Source organism: Nonomuraea sp. KM88, from assembly GCF_052245635.1.
Classification (GTDB): domain Bacteria; phylum Actinomycetota; class Actinomycetes; order Streptosporangiales; family Streptosporangiaceae; genus Nonomuraea.
Genome location: NZ_JBQQCC010000019.1, coordinates 90,433 through 109,009, shown reverse-complemented (window position 1 = coordinate 109,009; position 18,577 = coordinate 90,433). Strand labels below are relative to the sequence as shown.

The window sequence follows — 18,577 nt, the reverse complement described above, 5'->3', positions numbered from 1 at the left end:
TCCATGAGGGGCCGGTCAAGCCGTCCATCACGCGGGGTGGATCATGGATGGCGGCGAAGGCGTTCATCCAGGCGGGCACGCTGATGAGTCGGCGGGGCGGGGTGGCCCCGCCGGCGCCGGGGTGGAATGCATCCGGAACGTGGTGATCAACGCCGGGATGACGACCACGGCCATGGCCAGGAAGACGTCGGAGAAGGCAGCGCCTTCGTGCCCGGAGTGCAGGGGGTTGATGGCGCCGCTGCCGCTCTGCTGCCTTGCGGTCACCAGCACACCGAACAGGGCGGGGCCGGTACCCGCGCCAAGAAACTGGGCTCCTTGCAGGATCCCGAGGCCGGCGCCGACCTGGTCGGCCGGCAGCGCGCTTGCCACGGCGCTGATGATCGGTGTCATCACGCAGACGAACCCGACGCTGAGCCCGAATATCCCGACCCCAGCGGGGATCGCCGACGTGCCTCCCGCGAAGGTCGACAGGAACAGCGCGAACACTCCGACGGCTGCGAGGCCCGTAAGCACCAGGAGCCGGGTGCCGGTGTGATCGGCGAGGCGGCCGATCAACGGAGAGACGATGGCGACGGCCACCCCGGCCGGGATCATGACCAGGGCCCCGGCCCCCGGTTCGAGACCGTTGACGTCAACCACCAGGAGCGGCACGAAGACCAGGCCGCCGAGGTTGATGATCATGGCGAGGAACGCGACGACGACCCCGGCCCGGTAGATCTGATGGGTGAACAGCGCGGGCGGGATGAACGGCTGCGCGCTGCGGGCGGTGCGCCACCCGAAGAGCGCGATGGCCACGATCGCCACCACGAGGCTGCCCCAGGACGTGGGTGCGGTCAGGCCGGCGACCTGTGCCTGGGTGATGCCGAAAAGGATCAGGCCGGCGCCGAGGCCCAGGAGGATGCCGCCGGGAAGATCGAACCGCTCCGCGCCGGCTGGGGCCCCGCCCGGTAGCACCCGCAGCGTCACGGGAAGCAGCACGCACGCGACCGCGAGCATGAGCCAGAACAGCGCGGGCCAGCCGAGGGACTGGCCGATCCCGCCACCGACAGCCGGTCCGGCGGCGGTGCCGATACCCGCGGCCGCGGAAACGACGCCGATCCCCATCCCCCGCTTGTCCTCCGGCATCAACCTGGTGACGGCAATGATGGAGAGCACCGGGATCGCGGCTGCGCCTACCCCCATCACGATCCGCCCGAGCACGAGCACGAGGAGATCCGGGGCGAGCGCGCAGATCAGGCTGCCGGCGGCGTATGCCAGCAGGGCGAAAGCGAAGAGACGCCGCAGGCTCACCCGGTCGGAGATGCGGCCGTAGAAGGGGATGCCGACCGAGAACGTCAGCAGAAACCCGGTGACGACCCACGCGAGCTCCGCCTCGGAAGCCCCGAACTCCGCTCCGATCGACGGGAGCACGAGATTGACCATGTCGCTGGCGATGACCGTGGCGAGCATCGCCGGCAGGAGCACTGCCAGCAGGGCTGGCCCTGAGCCGGTTCGTTCGGTTGCGGTCGACGTGGGTGTCATGAGACCCGTCCTCCGTGCGGCAATACTGCCACTGAAGTAGTTACAGTTAGGGCCGAAAGAAGGGCGGAGGACGTGCCTCCGCCAGTGCTCGGCTAGCGATTCGGTGGTGCGTGCTCACGCTCGGCGGCCAGCACCTGCTCGACCAGGTGGGCGATGGTCGTCCGGCCGAGCCGTTCCTTCATGGCCTGTTCCGCGTCCCGGAACTCCACCTCGAGCAGGTTTTGCATGTGGCGCCCGACCTCGCATGCATCGCTGGCCGGATGGGCGTGCCGCGACAGGATCGGCCCCTCCTCGACGGCGCCGTAGGCGTCGTGGAGCGTGATCTCGCGCGGGGCGCGGGCAAGGGACCAGCCGCCGCCACGCCCCTCGGTGGACCATACCAAGCCAGCGTTCCGCAGGCTGCCGAGGATGCGCCGCACGAGAACCGGATTGCTCGCCAGGCTGTCCGCGATCTCCGCGGAGGTCAGTGAGCGTTCCCAGCGCGCCAACATCGTGAGCGCGTGAATCGCGACCGCGCTCCTGCTGCTGAGACTCATCCGCACCCCTTCGCGCTCCGCTGCATGCGGATTGAACTGTAATGAGGCTAGTTGCAGTTTGATGGCTCGTCAATCCAGAAGGTGCGTCGGCGTGGATGCTCGCCGCGCGCGTGCCGGGGAGGTGGTCAGAGCTCGGCGAGGATTCCCGCGACCAGGGCCGCGCGCTCGGGCAGGGTGGACAGCACGATCCGCTCGTGCAGCGCGTGCGCGCCCGCCCCGAGGGGACCGAACCCGTCGAGTGTGGGCAGGCCCAGCGAGCCGGCCGTGTTCGTGTCGGCGGCCCCCGCGGCGGGTTCGGCGGCGACGTCCTGGCTCAGCCGCTGCCCCGCCGTGCGTACGGCGGCGCTGAAGGGGTCGTCGGGGCCGTCGGAGGTCCAGGTGGGCCTGCTGGACAGGATCTCCGCCCGGACCCGCGCCCCCTCGCGCACCGGCGCGAGGGCGGTCAGCTCGGCGAGCACCGCGCTTTCCACGGCGGCGTCGGCGAAGCGCAGCCCGATGTCGGCCGAGGCGCGTTCGGCCACCACGTTGGTCTTGCCGCCGCCCGACAGCGCGCCGACGTTGCACAGGACTCCTTGGGAATGCCTGCCGACGACCTCGCGCACCCTGACGAGCTGGTCGACCAGCTCGTCGATCGCCGAGATCCCCTTCTCGGGGTCGAGCGCGGCGTGCGCCGCGCGCCCGTGCACGCTCAGCCGCAGCCGGGTACTGCCGCGCCGCCCGCGCTTGAGCGCGCCGCCGGGGTGTGGGGACTCGAAGCCGAGTGCGGCGAACGCGCCCTCCGCGCGTTCTCTGACCAGAGTGCTGGACGTGGGGGAGCCGATCTCCTCGTCGGCCACCACGACCACGCGTACCGGCCGGTGCCGGACGCCGGTGCGCGCGGCCACTTCCAGGGCCGTCTCCATGACCACCAGGCCGCTCTTCATGTCGAAGACGCCGGGCCCGTGCGCGAGGGTGCCGTGCTCGGCCGACTCCGTCACCTGCCACGGCATCGGCCCTGCCAGATGGCCTTTCGGCCACACGGTGTCGTGGTGGCCGATGAACAGCAGCGGAGCCTCGTCCGCTCGTCCGGGGGAGCCGGGGAAGTCGGCCGTGACGTGGTCGCCGGTGGGCTCGGCGACCCGGCGGGCGACGCCGCCGAGCTCGGTGTAGCGGGCCACCAGCAGGTCGGCGAGCGCGTTGAGCGCCTCGGCGTCGCCGGTGGGGGTCTCGTGCTCCACGTAGCGGCGCACCCGTTCCGTCATCTCCGCCGCGCGCGCCCGGGCTGCCTCACGAAGCCCGGTGACCGGGGTGCCCGCCGCACCGTCGTGGGGGGATCCGACGCTGATCATCTGCTGTCCTCGGGGGTTGGAGGGCAGGCGACCCGGTGCGGGCCGCCCCTGCGTTGCAGAGCATGATACGTGACGTATATCCGTCGCGATGGCCCGGCTGGCGCGTGGCTTCAGCGTCTATTTCGCGATTATTCGCAGCTCAGCCAGCATTGACAGCATTGACGGCATCTTGATACCTACTCTAGATGCGACTTTAAGGTACGAATCCCCGACATCACCCTCGTTCGCTGCAGGAGCACCCCGTCCTCATGACGTCAACCACAACGCCCGTGGTCAGGACCCTCACCACCCCGGACGAGCTCGGTCAGGCGACCACGCTCTACCGGGACGTGTTCGGCTACACCGACCTGCGCCAGGGCGCCAGCCCGCGGCTGCTCACCGCCCTGCGCGACAACGGCGGCTCCGTCGTCGGCGCGCGTGACGGCGACCGCGTCATCGCCTTCGCCTTCGGCTTCCAGGCCACCGACGGGACCAGCTCCTACCACTACTCCCAGGCGGCCGTGGTCCACCCCAGCCACCAGGGCTGCGGCCTGGGCCGGGCGCTCAAGTCGGCCCAGCGCGAGGTCGCGCTGGGCTGGGGCGTCACCCGGATGCGCTGGACCTACGACCCCCTGATCGCGCGTAACGCGCACTTCAACCTGGATGTGCTGGGCGCGGTCGCACGCTGGTTCCACGGCGGCTTCTACGACGACGGCTCCGACCGCCTCCTCGTCGACTGGGATCTCGGCATCGCTCCGGGACCCCGCGTACCCGCCCAGGATCCCCCCGCTGACCTGGGCGACTGGGCCCGCCCGGTCCCCGACGGCGACCGGATCTGGTTGCCGATCCCGTCCGACTTCACCGCCCTCGCCAAGCGAGACCCGCTCCACGCGGCACGGGTGCGCACCGATCTGGCAGCCGCACTCGGACCGCTGATGGATGACGGGTGGGCGGCCGTGTCCTGCGTGCCGCACACTCCCCAGACCGCCCTTTACCGCTTGGAGCGTGCCCTGTGACGACAGGCGACCTCGAACTCGCCCATGCCGAGAACCGGAGGCTGAGCAGCCCCGGCGAGCGCTTCGGCGCCCGGTTGCAACGCCGCTCGTCGGCCGAGGCGTTACAGCAGAAGGTCATCGAGCAGGAGACCCGCAATCTCGGCGAGGCCCTGGAGCGGATCACCGCCGATGGATCCGCGACCCGGGCCGCCGCCGCCGTGGTGGCCGCGCGGCGGCGCTTCGTCACCGGGTACGGCAAGTCGTTCGCCTACGCCTCGCTGCTGGCCACCGACCTGTCCGCCGGACTCTCCCACGTCACCCTCGTCGACGGCGCCGTGGTGCGGGTCCTCGACGTGCTCAGCGAGGTGAGCCAGAACGACGTGCTGGTCGCGGTGTCGCTGCGCCGATACCGCCGCGAGACGGTCGTCGTCGCCCGGCACTTCGCCGAGGCCGGCGGCGCGGTGGTGGCCATCACCGACGACGCGCGGGCGCCCCTGGCCTCCATCGCGGCCGAAACCATCGTCGTACGGACCGACAGCGCCTCCTACGCCGACTCGCCCACGGCGGTCGCCGCGGTCGTGCACCTGCTGACCACCCTGGCCACCGCCAGTTCGAAGGGCGCCCGGCGCAGGCTCGCGGAGCGCGACCGGCTCAGCCACGCCCTCGGCAACTATCTGGAGGACTGAACCATGCGCATCGTCGAAGCGTCACTGCACCTCGTGCGGCTGCCGCTGGTGCACGCGTTCCAGACCAGCTCCCATCGTAAGACCCACCTGGATCACATCCTGGTACGGCTGGTGGAGGAGTCGGGAGCCGAGGGGTGGGGCGAGATCGCCTCTCCGTCCGACCCCTTCTACTGCCCGGAGACCACCGAGACCTGCTGGCACATCGCCGAACGTTACCTGCTGCCCTCCGTCGTCGACGCCGTCTGGGAGCACCCGGCGGAGTTGCCCCGGCTGTGGCGCAAGGTACGCGGCAACCGCTTCGCGATCGCGGGCGTCGACGCCGCCGGCTGGGCCCTGTGGTCGGAGATCCGCGGCGTCCCTCTGGCCAAGGCGCTGGGCGGGACCCGCAGCGAGGTCGTGGCGGGGGTGTCGCTGGGCATCGAACCCACCTACGACGCACTCCTCGACCAGGTACGCCGCCAGGTCGACGCCGGTTACCCGAGGGTCAAGCTGAAGATCGCCCCCGGCTGGGACACCGAGCCGGTACGGCTGGTCCGTGAGGCCTTCCCGGACCTGGCGATCCACGTCGACGCCAACGGCGCCTACGGCGAGACGGCGGAGGAGCTCGCCGTGCTCCGCGGTCTGGACGACTTCGGGCTGCTGATGATCGAGCAGCCGTTCGCGCCGCGCAACCTGGTCGCCCACGCCGCCCTGCAGCGCGGCGTGCGGACGCCGGTGTGCCTCGACGAGTCCGTCGACACCATCGACGACCTGCGCACGGCGCTCGCGCTGGGAGCCGGCCGGGTGCTCAACATCAAGGTGTCGCGGATGGGCGGGCTCACGGCCGCCGTGGCGGCCCACGATCTCGCCCGGGAGCACGGCGTGGACGTGTGGTGCGGCGGCATGCACGAATTCGGCATCGGCCGCGCCGCCAACGTGGCCCTCTCCAGCCTCCCGGGATTCACCCTTCCCTCCGACGTGTCGGCCTCGGCCAAGTACTACGCCCGCGACGTCGTCCAGCCGGAGGTCGTCGCCGACCAGGGCGTCGTCCGGGTACCGGACGGGCCTGGACTGGGTCACACCGTCGACGCCGCCTTCATCGGCGAGAACCGGCTGAAGGAAACCACGATCACCGCCCCGGCCACGTCCACCCGTCGCGGCTCCCCACCCGCAGGGGGCCCTGCCACGGCGGGATCAGCTGCCTGAACCCCGCGCAGAGAGAAAGCACATGAGCACCTCCTCCGGCACCTCCCCCAAGAACGACACCAACGCCTACGCCGTCGAAACCTCCCCCGGGCGCCGCAGGCTGACCAACATCATCGCCCTGATCGGCCTGGTCGCCTCGGTCTGCGCCGGTTTCCTCGCCAACGGCCCGACCCTCTGGGGCCTGCTGCCGATCGCGCTGTACGCACTGCTGTCCCTGCTCGGCATGGACATCGTGATCGCCACGGTCATCGCCCTGCTGTCGGGGGTGCTGGTCGCCCAGATGCCGCCGCTCGACGTCGGCGCGCTGCTCGGAGACTCCCTGGCCGACCAGGTGACGATGATCGGACTGATCATCATGCTGGGGTCCGGCGTCGGCGAGATCCTGAAGGTCACCGGCGTGGCCGCGACCATCGTGCGCGGGGTCATGCGCGTCGTGGGCGAGAGGAGCCGCTCCGCCGTGATCCTGGGCGTCATGGTGGCCTCGTTGCTGCTGGTGGCCAGCCTCGGCACGCTGGCAGGCGCGCTCGCCATCGCGGCTCCCATCCTGCTGCCGATCACCGCGCGAATGGGCTTCACCCGGTCGGCGACCGCGTCGATGATGTTCATCGGCGGCTGCGCCGGGTTGACCGTCGCGCCTTTCGCGGGGTCCAACGTGGCCATCATGGACGCGGCCGGGATCGGCTACCTCGGTTACCTGGGCTACGGAGCCGCACCGCTCGCGGTGCTCTCGCTGATCATGGGGCTCATCGTGGTCCCGTGGATGCAGCGCAGGACCGAGCGCGCCGACGACTTCTACAGCGAGGCCGAGGTCGGCGCGGCGACCGACGCGGACGAGCCGGCCGCGGGCACGGGCCGGGCCACGGCCGCCTTCCTGATCGTGCTGCTCGCCAGCGTCGTCTACGCGACCGTCACCATGGCGGGGACGGCGTTCCCGCTGCTCGCCCTGCCGGTGCTCGGCGTCGTCACGGGCCTGGCGAGCGGCCTCGGCCCCAAGGAGATCATCGAACATCTCTACCGGGGCGCATCCCGGCTGATCAGCATCTTCCTGCTCTTCTGGCTGCTGGCGGGGCTGTTCATCACGATCGACAAGCTCGCGCCCTTCAAGGTGATCCTGGACATGTACGGCGAGAGCCTGGCGGGCAGTTCCCCCTTCGTGTTCACGATCCTCATCGCGCTGCTCGGCTGGGTCGGCGTGCCGGGGGCGACGGCGGCCCAGGTGGTGCTGCTCGACAAGGTCTTCGGCGACCTGGCCGCCCACATCGGCGTCGGCGTCGGCGCGTGGACGGTCGTGCTGCTGTTCGCCTCCAAGGCCGACACCTACGGCCCCTTCCCCAACGGCAACATGGTCGGCGCGATGGGCCTGGCCCGCTCCTCGAACCTGCCGAACATGATGATCACGGGGTGGCTGCTGCTGGTCCCGGCCTGCCTGATGTACACGGTCATCCTGCTCCTCCTGTCCCCATGAGACCGGGATACGGCCTGCTGGACGTCGCGACACCTGGAGGATGAGCACAGTGACGGAGCACGACACCGTAGTCCGTGGCGGCACCCTGATCGACGGCACCGGCGCCCCCGGCTACCGGGCGGACCTCGGCCTCGACGGCGGGCGGATCACCCGGATCGCCCGCCCCGCCGGCGGCGACCCGCCGAAGGGCCGCACCACCGTCGACGCCTCGGGTCTGGCGGTCACGCCGGGCTTCATCGACCTGCACTCGCACGCCGACTTCAGCATCGAAGGCTGGCCCCAGGCCACCACCCAGCTCCACCAGGGAGTGACGACCCTGGTGACGGGGAACTGCGGGTGGTCGCCGTTCCCGCAGGATCCGGCGGGCCTGCTGCGCGAGTGGAGCGACTTCCTCGCTCCCGAGACCGGGTGGGACTTCACCGACACCGAAGGATTCGCGGCCACGGTGTCCGGCGCGCGGCCCGCCGTCAACCTGGCGTTGCAGGTCGGGCACGCGGCGCTGCGGGTCGCCGTCATGGAGGGAGCCGAACGGCCCCCCGAGCCCGCCGAGCTCGGCGCGATGCGCGCGCTGCTCCACGCGGCGGCGGCCCAGGGCGCCTACGGCTTCTCCACCGGCCTGATCTACGCCCCGGGTTCCTTCGCCACCGAGGAGGAGGTACGCGCGCTGGTGGCCGAAGCGGCGGCGGCGGGCCTGCTGTACTCGACGCACATGCGCAACGAGTCGGGGGCGCTGCTGCCCGCCGTACGCGAGGCGCTGGGCGCGGCGGAGGCCGCCGGCGGCCGGCTGGAGATCTCCCACCTCAAGGCGATGGGACCGGAGAACCACGGCTCCGTCGTCACCGCGCTCGCCGAACTGGACCGGGCGCGGGAGCGCGGCGTGGACGCCACCGCCGACGTGTACCCGTACACCGCCTCCAGCACCACCCTGACCTCGCGGCTCCCTCTGTGGAGCATGGACGGCGGGCCTCCCGCCCTGCTGCACAGGCTGGCCGACCCCGCCGATCGCGAACGGGTGGCCGAGGGCCTGAGAGCCCGCTTCGGCCGCGACGTCGACCCCGAGGGCGTCATCCTCGCCGAGCTGGCGGACGGACCCTACAGCGGTGCCGTCGGCGACAGCATCGCCGAGATCGGGCGGCGCGAGGGCACCGATCCGGCGGAGGCCGCGCTGCGGGTCCTCGCGGCACACCGCGCCTCGGTGAAGATCGTCAACCACGCGATGAGCGAGGAGGACGTCGTCACGGTGCTGCGCCACCCGATGGTGTCGGTCGCCAGCGACGGCTGGGTGCTGCGGCCGCAGGGCGCGGGGCTGCCGCACCCGCGCAGCTTCGGCACCTACCCGCGGGTGCTGGGACGGTACGTTCGCGAACTCGGCGTGCTCGACCTGCCCGAGGCCGTACGCAAGATGACCGGGCTACCGGCCCGGCGGCTGGGAATGGCCGACCGCGGCCGCCTCGCCGAGGGGGCGGTGGCCGACATCGCGGTCTTCGACCCCGGGACCGTCGCCGACCGTTCGACCTACACGGATCCCTGGCAGCTGTCCACCGGCTTCGCCGCCGTCCTGGTGGCCGGCGTCGCCGTACTCGCCGACGGCTCGCCCACCGGCGCGCGGCCGGGCACGGTGCTGCGCCGGCCTCGCCCTCGCCGCCCGGCCACCCGGTGACCTCGCCACCGATGCCAACCCGGGTGCCTCCTGTGCCCCTGCTCAGCAGGGGATGGCACCGGCCAGGCCGGCTCGTCAGAAGCACGGCAAGGTGTGCCGGCGATCCCTCACACGGTCGTGGACGGCGCGCAACCCCGCAGTCGTCGACGCGGGTCGCCACGGCCAGCCCGCACTGCTCGCACGCCAGGTTGGGGCCGTTCCGTTCGTCCAGGCCGCAGCAGCAGCCGTCACACCGCTCCGGGATGAGAACGGTGCCGCGGACATCCCCGGGCGCGATCGCGACCGTTCCGCGGGGTCCGTACGGCAGGCGAGACACCGGCAGATAGACGCCACGGGCCTCCGCCTCGTGCGCACCGACCTCGTCCCATGGCCGCCACGGCGGCCCGGAGGGTTCGGGGCGCACCGCGTAGGTTCCGGGCTCCAGCAGCGCCGGAAGCAGGTCGTGACCGTACGTCTGGTCGGCGTGGTCGGGAAGCTCGACCCGCGACAATCTCGCAGTGAGTACGGCACCGCATCCGGTGCATGCGAAAACGACCAAGCGTCACTCCCACGCCTTGACCATGCGATCGTGGTCATGCCAGAACAGGCCTGCCCACGATCACCTTGGCACACGAGGGCCTCACGAAGCACCGGGCGGCGTGGGCCGGGCGTACAGGTTCCCGTTGGAGCTGCCGACATAGACGAAGCCGCCGGCCACGACAGGGACAGTCGCGGCGGTGCCGCCCGTCCGGAACGTCGATCGCACCGTGCCGGTGGCCGGGTCGAGGGCATAGAGCGTCCCCTCGCGGTCCGAGACGTGGACGGATCCGGCCGCCGCCACCGGGCCGGCGTCGCGGCCACCGGGCAGCGGGAGACGCCAGCGCATCATGCCCGTGGCGGTGTCGAGCGCGTACAACGTACGGTCGGGTCCGGCGGTGAACACGAGCCCGTCCGCCACGGCGGCGCTCCACGTGAACAGGGGCTGGTCGCCCTTGGCCGGGAAGTCCCACAGGCGGGCGCCGGTGGCGGCGTCCAGCGCGTGCGTGGTGCCCTCGTCGTCGCCCACGTAGACGGTCCTGCCGGCCACCATGGGGCGGGAGGAGATGGCGCCGTCGATCCGGGTCCTCCACCGGACCTCGCCCGAGACGGCGTCCAGGGCGTGCACGCCGCCGTCGCCACTCGTGGCGTAGACGGTGGCGCCGGCCCGGAGCAGGAGGACGCGGTCGTGTTCCGCGCCGAGCCGGTGATGTCGCCGCCGGGTTCCGGTGGCGGGGTCCAGGGCGTACATCATGCCGTGGTCGCTGCCGGTGAGGACGACGTCGCCGGCCAGCACGGGCTCGGGGGCGAGCATGTCGCCCGCCGGCTCGAAGCCCCACAGCCGCCTGCCGGAGGCGGCGTCGAGCACGACGAGTTCGGCCTTCAGGGACCAGGCGGGGCGCCTGGTCCACAGGTAGAGGCGGCCCGCCGCGACCACCAGGTCGCCCATGACGATGATCTTCCGGCTCCACCTCGGGCGGCCGGTGGCGGTGTCCAGCGCCACCACCCTGCCGGTGCCGCCGGCCGCGTACACGGCGCCGTGCGCCACCACGTGGTCGTCCACCACGGGACCGCCCGTCCGATAGCGCCACCGCACCGCGCCGGTGGCGGCGTCCAGCGCGGACACCGTGCCGTCGCGGCTGGTGGCGTAGACGACGCCGCCGGTCACCACCGGCGCGGTACGCACGGCCGCGTCGGTCGGGAAGCTCCACCCGCGTTCGCGCACGGCGGCGGGAGGCCGGGCACCCGGCTCGTACCGGGCGAGCAGCCGGTCGCGCAGCAGCGGCGAGACGAGCCGCACCGCCTGCCGCGACGACGAGGTCAGCCGGACGACGACGGGGCCCGCGTTGATGATCGTCGCGCCGTAGGAGCCGTTCGTCTCGTGCACGGTGAAGGACAGGAAGCCCGGCGCCTCGGTGGTGGGGTCGATGTCGCCGGTCGCTCTGATGGCGGCGGTCTCGGCGGTGTACAACCTGCGCGCGCTCGCATGCGACGACGACACCCATTCCACGGACAGCGTGACGACGGCGCCGTCGTCACGCGGCGGTATCCAGTCGCATCTCGCCGCGCCGTCCGTCGCGGGGACCGCGCGGTAGCCGTCCGCGAAGGCCGACAGGTCGCGGCCGGTCAGCAGGCCGCAAGCGTCCGGCCAGGCGGTCTTCGGGCGGGCGGTCCCATAGATCAGCCTGTACGCGGTGAGCCGCTCGTCCCCGGGGACATGGCTGAGCACGAAGGCCAGGTCCTGGCTTGCCCCGGCGAGGGAGACGAGGTGAGCGGGCAGGTCGACGGGCAGCCCGGCGAGCCGTCCGGTGCCGGGGTCCACGGAGATCAGGTAGGCGGGCAGCGGCCACGTGGAGTCCTGCAGGGTACGGCCCTGGTCGTTCGCCACGGTGAAGGAGCCGGCGTACAGGGGCGGGTTCCAGCGGTCGGGATCCGTGACCTTGGCGGTCTTCGAGCCGGTGGACAGCACACGGCCGCCGGGCCCGAAGAAGAAGTCGTCCTCGCCCGCCCTGGCGCGCGCGTACCCTTCGGCGTTGGCCGTGAGCCGGATCGGCGGGCCCCCGTCCTTGGGGGAGGCCGTCGACGGCAACAGGCGCGTCCACACCTGCCGCAGGGTACGCGGATCCATCGAGGCCAGCCGCAGCGCGTTGCCCTGGCAGTAGCTGAGCAGGAGCACCGATCGGGTTGTCGCGGCGCCGGTCAGCCGGCAGCCTCGCGGGTAGGTCACCCTGGCCGTGGTCGTTCCGGTCCGCGCGTCGAGGGCCTGGATGTCGAGGGGTTCGTCCAGCCGTTCGAACACCACGATGCCGCGCTCGGTCGCCATGATGCGCGGGCCGTGGTAGAAGCCGGTGTCGCCGAGCCGGGGCTGACGGTGGCCGGTGGTGATCGTGCGCCGCCACAGCGGCGCGCCCGTCCCCAGGTCGTGGCCGTACAGGGTCTGCTGGGTGCCGTCCGGTTCTCCTCTGGCGACGGCGAGCGTGCCGCCCGCGATCCAGACGCCGGTGACGGGCGCGGGCCGGGCCGGGTCGGCGGGGATGGTGCGCTGGAGCGTGCCCGTGCGAGGGTCGTGCACGCGTACGGTGCCCTGGCGGGTCGCCACGGCGACCGCCCGGTCGGACACGGCGTGGCCCGCGGTCCCCAGGAACTCGACGCCGTTCTCGGCGTCCGCGGGCACCGACCACGACGCACGCCATTCGACGGGTACGCGGGCGAGCGTGGTGTCCACGGCCGCGGCCGGGCACGCCGCCAGGATGACCACGAGCAGGAGCGCGGCGGACCGGTACCGGCGCGGGGTCAGCACTTCCCGGCCTTGGCGAGCTTCCGTTCGATCGCGCACGCGCCGCTCCTGGAGATCGGCTGCCAGCCGCCGAGCGGGGAGGTCGTGTAGTAGGCGCGATAGGAACTGGAGGTGCCGGTCACCCGGAACGGGGTGCTGTCCGGCCCCTGCACCGTCACCTGCTCGGTCCGGTCCCCCGCGAGCGCGGTGATGACCAGGTCGAAGGCGTAGTAGGCGGCCGTGCCCGTGACCGTCAGGGCAAGCGTGACCCGTTCGTCCCGTTTGAGGTCGATCTGCTTCTTCCTGAAGTACGAGATGTCCGGATCTTCGGGAGAGGTGAAGCGGGGTGCGGGTTCGTCGAGGTCGGCGGAGAGTTCGACGGTGGCGGCCTCTCCGGCGGGGCTGTGGACGAACAGCGCGCCGTCCGAGACGGGCTTGCGGTCGAGGACCCGCGGCCGGATGTCGACGATGCGCAGGCTGCTGCGGTTGCCGACGAGGACGACGGTGAGCTCGGCCGTCTCCACCGGCGCCCGGTCGTGGCGCGCCATGACCGCGTCACGTCGCGAGCCGGACGCGCTGCCCAGCAGGAGCGCCCGGTCCGCCGGGTCGGTCACCGCTTCCCGCAGGGCGGTGTCCTGCGCGGCGTGGTCGACGGCCACGTGGCCGACCTTGATCGGGGGCTCGCCGCTGATGCCGTCGACGGCGTCGGAGCCGCTCGCGTTGTACCAGGCGGAGAACACGACCCCGACCGCCGCGACGATCACGGCGCTGACGATCCCCGCCAGCCACGTCCGCATGGCCGTCCACCCTCCCGCCTCCTTGGCGGGAGCGGCGGATGCGGAACGCCTCTTCTGGCGCGCTCTGGCCATGGGGCGCCCCTTCGTCGGCGGTGTGCGGCAGCTGATTTATAGCTGACGGGATGGCCGCGTGGCCGCGCCGTTGACGAATTCGGTCTGGGATCGCCCCATGGCCCGCGGCGCGGCCCGCCCATCCCGCACACCGCCGCCGGTCAGGTCTCCCGGGTCAGGAACTGGTGGAGGCTCCGGCAGGCCCGGGCCAGCGAGGGCAGCGCGGGGCCGGCTCGACCCGAATCCGACCGACGCCAGCAAAAGGACCCGATGATGACGGCATCGATGCGCTCGCCGAAGAAGAACGACGCCGGCGCGGTCAGCCGCCAGCAAGGTCAACCTCGGCTGGCGTGCGCTAGCGGAGCCCCGGCTTAGCCAGAGGTGGATCCGGGCGGGGGAGTGCCCTGCTCGTTTGGATGGAGTGCGGGGTCGGGTTCGCCGCGCCGGACGCTCCCGGGGGCGCGGTGCAGTGGTTGACGGGCGATGCGGTGTGAGGACGGCAGTCGCCAGGGGACGCTGATGACCACGACGCCGTCGATGAACATGAGCTGGTTCTTCAGCCACAGCGTGGTCCGGTTGTGCAGCAGGTTCTCCCACCAACGTCGGACGGTGTACTCCGGGATGATCACGTTGACCACATCGCGTGGGCTCCTGCGCTTGATGGAGCGGACATAGGCTGTGATCGGACGGGTGATCTCCCGATAAGGGGAGTCGAGAACCTTCAGCGGGACGTCAAGGCCGGAAGAATCCCATTGGGCCAGCAAGGCCTGGCTGTCTTCCCGGTGGATGGCGACCGTGACCGCCTCCACATGGTCGGCGCGAAAGGCTCGGGCGTAGCCCAGGGCGCGCATGGTCGGTGCGTCGACCCGAGACACCACGACCACGGTAGAGACGCGTGCGGGCGCGACGGACTGCGCGGCGGCGTCGGTGACGGCCAACTCCCGGGCAAACCTGTCGTAGTGGCGACGGATGCCGCGCATCATCGTCCACAGCAGCACACCCGTGGCCACTGCCAGATAGGCGCCCTCGGTGAACTTGGTGGCCATCACGATGACCAGGACCAGGCCGGTCGCCGCGGCACCTGCGGCGTTGATGACGCGGGCAATCTGGTGGTGACGTCGGAGCTTGGCGTTGGATGCGGTGCCCAGGGCCTGGCTCCAGTACCGGACCATGCCTGCTTGGGAGAGCGTGAAGGAGGTGAATACACCCAGGATGTACAGGTGAATAAGGTTGGTCACGGATGCCTGAAAAGCCCACAAAAGTGCTGCTGCGACGGCGGCCAAGGCGAGGATGCCGTTGGAGAAGGCCAGCCGGTCGCCGCGGGTATAGAGCTGCCTGGGCAGGTAGCCATGCTGGGCCAGGATCGAGGCGAGCAGCGGGAACCCGTTGAAGGCTGTGTTGGCGGCCAGCACCAGTACCAGGGCGGTGGCCGTCTGGACGGCGAAGAATCCGATGCTGTGATGCCCGCCGAAGACGGCGGCGGCCACCTGGGCAATCACGGTGCGCTGCGGCAGATCCGCACAATTTGGACCGGTGCCGCTCAGCTGGCAGGGATCGGGGGCGATGTGCACCTGGGCGATCAGTACCAACGTGGTGACCCCGGCGAACATCGTCACTGCGATCAGTCCCATGACGGCCAGGGTGGTCGCGGCGTTGCGTGCCTTGGGGCGCCGAAACGCCGGGACCCCGTTGGAAATCGCCTCTACACCGGTCAGGGCCGTACAGCCGCTGGAGAACGCGCGCAGGATCAACGCCACCAACGCCAGGCTCGTCAGATGCTCATAGCCCGGTTCAGGGCCTATCTGCCTGGCCGCGGACTCGGCCACCGGCGCATTTCCCGTGATCCAGCCGGCCAGGCCGGCCGCGCACATCACCAGCACAGCGCCGGTGAACAGATAGGTCGGCGCGGCGAAGATCCGGCCCGACTCTCGTTCGCCGCGCAGGTTCATCGTGGCCAGCACAGCCACGAATCCCACCGCCAATCCCACGCGGTGTTCGTGCAAGACAGGGAACGCGGAGATGATGTTGTCCACGCCCGCGGCGACCGACACCGCCACCGTCATCACGTAGTCCACCAACAGCGCTGCGGCCACCACCAGGCCGGCCGACGGTCCGAGATTGGCCGATGCGACCGCATACGAACCACCACCGCCAGGATAGGCGTACACCACCTGCCGGTAGGACACCACCACCACGACCAGCAAGGCGACCACGGCGGCTGCCACCCAGGCAGCCAGGTGCACATAGGCCAGCCCAGCCATGGTGAACACCAGCAAGATCTCCTGGGTGGCATAGGCCACGGACGACAGCGGATCGGAGGCGAAGATCGGCAGTGCCAACCGCTTGGACAGCAGCCGCTGGCGCAGTTCCTCGCTGCGCAAGGCCCGGCCGACCAGCAGACGTTTGAGCAACTCCCCCCAACCGATCACGAGAAAGAGCCTAGATGTGACTATCGCCAAGAGTCAGTAATCAATTACATATAGTAACTTGTCGGAAGAATGGGCGCCGATCGAGGCGGTGCCTCCCGCCGCGCAGCCCGACTCCATGATCGAAGCCGTGGTGCCGGCGACGACGGTCGACGGTGTGGCGTCCATCGGGACGAGCCCCGCGATCCGATCACGGTGCGCGGGAGCGGACCGGGCGGCCTGGGAGCGGTGCTGACCACGCTGGGGTTCGGCGCACCGGTCCTGCTGCTGGCGCTGGGCCGGGAGGCGGGCTGGCCCTGGTGGACAGTCCGGGACGATGCCGGTGTGGGTCCAGCCGCCGGTGAGGCGGACGTTCCCGGCCGTGACTCCGGGCTCGATACCCAGGAGTAGCAGGCCCGCGCCCACCGCCGCCGTCCGCGTATGGGCGAGGGCCGCCTGTCGCCGGAGTGAGTCCGCCCCAGCGGGGTGCACAGCCGGGCACCTCGTGTCCTCGCGCCCCCGGGGGGCAATCAGGACCTTGTTTGGAGGATCAGAAGCCGATGGGCTCACGCACCAGCACGACCGTGGCCCGGTCCGACAGGGCCTCGCGTTCGACGATGAGGATCTTGCCGATGAACGACGACTGCCCGAACTCCTGGAGCCGCTGGTGCTCGCGCGGCAGGCTGTACGAGCGGACCCGCCGCAGCGCCGTCTCCAGGTCCGGCACCACCTTCTGGGCGCCGGCCACCCAGACGACCTTGCGCGCTCCCGACGCGTACGGCGCGAGCTGGCTGCCGCTGGCTGAGGCGATGACCAGGTGGCCCTCCTCGGTCACCGCGTGCACGCTGCCCACGACGTACTCCGCAGTGGCGCCGAGGCGGACGACCGCCTGCACGTCGCCCCTATGGTCCTCGGCTCCGGCCCGGACGGAGGCGAACCGGCCCGACTCGTCGAGGTCGGCGGCGATGCCGGACAGCCGGAGCGTCTCGCTGGAGGTGGTGAAGACGCTTTCGTCGCCGGGGATCAGCCCGGTGACGAGCTCGCGGGCCTCGGCGGCGCTGTCGACGACGTGCACGATGAAGCCGTTGTCGCGCAACGCGGCGGCGGCGCGGTCCAGTTGCCCGGCGGGCGCGGGGGCGGCGAACGTCTCGTCGGGCACGACAGTTTGCACGGACATGATGTATCCCCTGAGATGAGAGATGGTTCTGACGGGTGATCGGAACCATTCTGGGTAACGCTATATCCCTATCGGAAGTAGGCACTTTTTCCTGCCTCGGTGAAGTGGAGGGAACCCTTGCACGTCGACAGGCCCGCCAGCGGTGCGAGCTCCGTGCTCAAAGCGCGCGACGAGATGACCTGCCAGGTCCGCGACGTCCTGAACCGTGTGGGCGACAAGTGGACTCTGTCGGTCGTCAACGAGCTCGGTGCCCGCCCGCGCCGCTTCAACGAGCTCAGGCGCACGGTTCCCGGTATCAGCCAGCGCATGCTGACCACCACCCTGCGCGTGCTCGAACGCGACGGGCTGGTCACCCGCAGCGTGTACGCCGAGGTGCCGCCCCGCGTCGACTACGAACTGACGCCGCTCGGCCGCACGTTGCTCGAGCGGGTCTGGGGGCTGATCGACTGGGCGGTGGAGCACCATGACGACATCGAGGGCGCCCGTGGCCGCTACGATGCCCGGCGCGCGACCGATCTATCCCAGCAGAACTCGTGATCTGGAGAACGTGCCGGTGCTGGTGTGCGGCGCGGGACGGGCGGCCTGCTGGCCGATGGCCCGTCCCCGCCCTCAGGCCGAGCTGCACGCCCTGGCCAGGGCTTGACGTGACCCCTTCACAAACTGGATCAGGCATGCCAAAATCATGCAAATTATGTAGGAATTGCGTGGAATGGGTGGGGCATGGGGGCAGGGGTGGGGTTGCGCGGCCTCGGCCACACTTTCGGCAACGGTCACGTCGTCCTGCGGGACATCGAACTGGACATCCCGCCGGGCGAGATCGTGGCCATCCTGGGCCCTTCGGGCTGCGGGAAGTCGACCCTGCTGCGACTGGTGGCCGGGCTGGAAGCCCCGGCAGCCGGAAAGGTGCTGGTGGACGGCCGCGCTGTCCGGGGGATCGACGAGCGCTGCGCCGTGGTCTTCCAGGAGCCGCGGCTGCTCCCCTGGCGCGACCTCGCCGGGAACGTCGCCCTCGGCCTGCCGAAGGGCACCGGCCGGGCGGACGGTGACCGCATGGTCCGGCACTGGCTCGACGTCGTCGGCCTGGCCGGCTTCCACGGGCACCGGCCGCGCCAGGTGTCCGGCGGCATGGCCCAGCGCGCGGCGCTCGCCAGGGCGCTGGCCAGGCGGCCAGGCGTGCTGCTGCTCGACGAGCCGTTCGCCGCGCTGGACGCCCTCACCCGGCTGCGCATGCAGGACCTGCTGGCCGACGTGCAGTGCGGCGCTGGAACCACGGTCCTGCTCGTCACCCACGACGTGGACGAGGCCCTGCACCTGGCCGACCGGGTGGTTCTGCTCGGCAGCAGCCCGCCGGATGCGGGCGCGACCGTCCTGACCGCGCTCGACGTGCCTCATCCCCGGCCGCGTGACCGCGCCCACCCCGAACTCGCCGCGCTCCGCGCCGACCTGTTGGCGCGACTCAGCGTTCCCCGGCCCGTCCCCGCACAAGAGGCAGCCCCGTGA

General features: G+C 71.3%; 15 protein-coding genes. 8 read left to right on the top strand and 7 right to left on the bottom strand.

The features are described 5' to 3' along the window. Positions 1-63: 63 nt before the first annotated feature. From ACTWPV_RS40355 to ACTWPV_RS40345, 3 genes are all read right to left on the bottom strand, one after another. Positions 64-1,521 carry an MFS transporter gene (locus ACTWPV_RS40355; RefSeq protein ID WP_443155815.1) on the bottom strand — a complete coding sequence of 486 codons (1,458 nt, stop codon included), beginning with the start codon at positions 1,519-1,521 and terminating at the stop codon, positions 64-66. A gap of 92 nt (positions 1,522-1,613) precedes the next feature. Next, positions 1,614-2,057 (bottom strand): Rrf2 family transcriptional regulator, encoded by a 444-nt coding sequence (locus ACTWPV_RS40350; RefSeq protein WP_347648728.1) that lies wholly within the window; start codon positions 2,055-2,057, stop codon positions 1,614-1,616. A gap of 125 nt (positions 2,058-2,182) precedes the next feature. Beyond that, a complete protein-coding gene (locus ACTWPV_RS40345) occupies positions 2,183-3,385 on the bottom strand; it encodes a M20/M25/M40 family metallo-hydrolase (RefSeq protein ID WP_347648729.1) in 1,203 nt (400 codons plus the stop codon). A 248-nt stretch (positions 3,386-3,633) separates the two neighbouring features. Between ACTWPV_RS40345 and ACTWPV_RS40340 the strand changes: the two genes are divergently transcribed. From ACTWPV_RS40340 to ACTWPV_RS40320, 5 genes are read left to right on the top strand one after another with little or no spacing between them, the layout of a single operon-like run. Further along, a complete protein-coding gene (locus tag ACTWPV_RS40340) occupies positions 3,634-4,380 on the top strand; it encodes a GNAT family N-acetyltransferase (RefSeq protein ID WP_443155814.1) in 747 nt (248 codons plus the stop codon). Next, positions 4,377-5,045 (top strand): MurR/RpiR family transcriptional regulator, encoded by a 669-nt coding sequence (locus ACTWPV_RS40335; protein ID WP_132332880.1) that lies wholly within the window; start codon positions 4,377-4,379, stop codon positions 5,043-5,045. The genes ACTWPV_RS40340 and ACTWPV_RS40335 overlap by 4 nt, the downstream gene beginning before the upstream one ends. A gap of 3 nt (positions 5,046-5,048) precedes the next feature. Continuing rightward, positions 5,049-6,230 (top strand): o-succinylbenzoate synthase, encoded by a 1,182-nt coding sequence (gene menC / locus ACTWPV_RS40330; protein ID WP_443155813.1) that lies wholly within the window; start codon positions 5,049-5,051, stop codon positions 6,228-6,230. A gap of 22 nt (positions 6,231-6,252) precedes the next feature. After that, positions 6,253-7,695: a Na+/H+ antiporter NhaC family protein gene (locus tag ACTWPV_RS40325; RefSeq protein WP_347648732.1), complete on the top strand. Its 1,443-nt coding sequence runs from the start codon at positions 6,253-6,255 to the stop codon at positions 7,693-7,695. A 40-nt stretch (positions 7,696-7,735) separates the two neighbouring features. Beyond that, complete coding sequence (locus tag ACTWPV_RS40320) at positions 7,736-9,355, top strand: N-acyl-D-amino-acid deacylase family protein (protein ID WP_443155812.1); 1,620 nt, start codon at positions 7,736-7,738, stop codon at positions 9,353-9,355. Positions 9,356-9,974: 619 nt separating this feature from the next. Here the strand turns inward: ACTWPV_RS40320 and ACTWPV_RS40315 are convergent. The 3 genes from ACTWPV_RS40315 to ACTWPV_RS40305 all read right to left on the bottom strand — a co-directional run bounded on the left by ACTWPV_RS40315 (position 9,975) and on the right by ACTWPV_RS40305 (position 15,924). Next, the gene (locus ACTWPV_RS40315; protein WP_443155811.1) at positions 9,975-12,707 is read right to left on the bottom strand and encodes an outer membrane protein assembly factor BamB family protein; all 2,733 of its coding nucleotides are present in this window, start codon (positions 12,705-12,707) and stop codon (positions 9,975-9,977) included. Beyond that, positions 12,665-13,444 (bottom strand): hypothetical protein, encoded by a 780-nt coding sequence (locus ACTWPV_RS40310; protein ID WP_443155810.1) that lies wholly within the window; start codon positions 13,442-13,444, stop codon positions 12,665-12,667. Before ACTWPV_RS40310 ends, ACTWPV_RS40315 begins: the two co-directional genes overlap by 43 nt. A 422-nt stretch (positions 13,445-13,866) precedes the next feature. Beyond that, the gene (locus ACTWPV_RS40305; RefSeq protein WP_443155809.1) at positions 13,867-15,924 is read right to left on the bottom strand and encodes an APC family permease; all 2,058 of its coding nucleotides are present in this window, start codon (positions 15,922-15,924) and stop codon (positions 13,867-13,869) included. A gap of 192 nt (positions 15,925-16,116) precedes the next feature. Here ACTWPV_RS40305 and ACTWPV_RS40300 point away from each other — a divergent pair, with 192 nt between their 5' ends. Further along, positions 16,117-16,311, top strand: a complete 195-nt coding sequence (locus ACTWPV_RS40300) for a hypothetical protein (protein ID WP_443155808.1) — start codon at positions 16,117-16,119, stop codon at positions 16,309-16,311. A gap of 139 nt (positions 16,312-16,450) precedes the next feature. Here ACTWPV_RS40300 and ACTWPV_RS40295 read toward each other — a convergent pair whose 3' ends face one another. Further along, entirely contained in the window at positions 16,451-17,077 is a 627-nt protein-coding gene (locus tag ACTWPV_RS40295) for an LUD domain-containing protein (RefSeq protein WP_443155807.1), read from the bottom strand. 117 nt (positions 17,078-17,194) lie between these two features. Between ACTWPV_RS40295 and ACTWPV_RS40290 the strand changes: the two genes are divergently transcribed. After that, positions 17,195-17,614, top strand: coding sequence for a winged helix-turn-helix transcriptional regulator (locus ACTWPV_RS40290; RefSeq protein WP_443155806.1), 420 nt, complete (start codon positions 17,195-17,197; stop codon positions 17,612-17,614). 183 nt (positions 17,615-17,797) lie between these two features. Continuing rightward, positions 17,798-18,577 (top strand): ABC transporter ATP-binding protein, encoded by a 780-nt coding sequence (locus tag ACTWPV_RS40285; RefSeq protein ID WP_443155805.1) that lies wholly within the window; start codon positions 17,798-17,800, stop codon positions 18,575-18,577.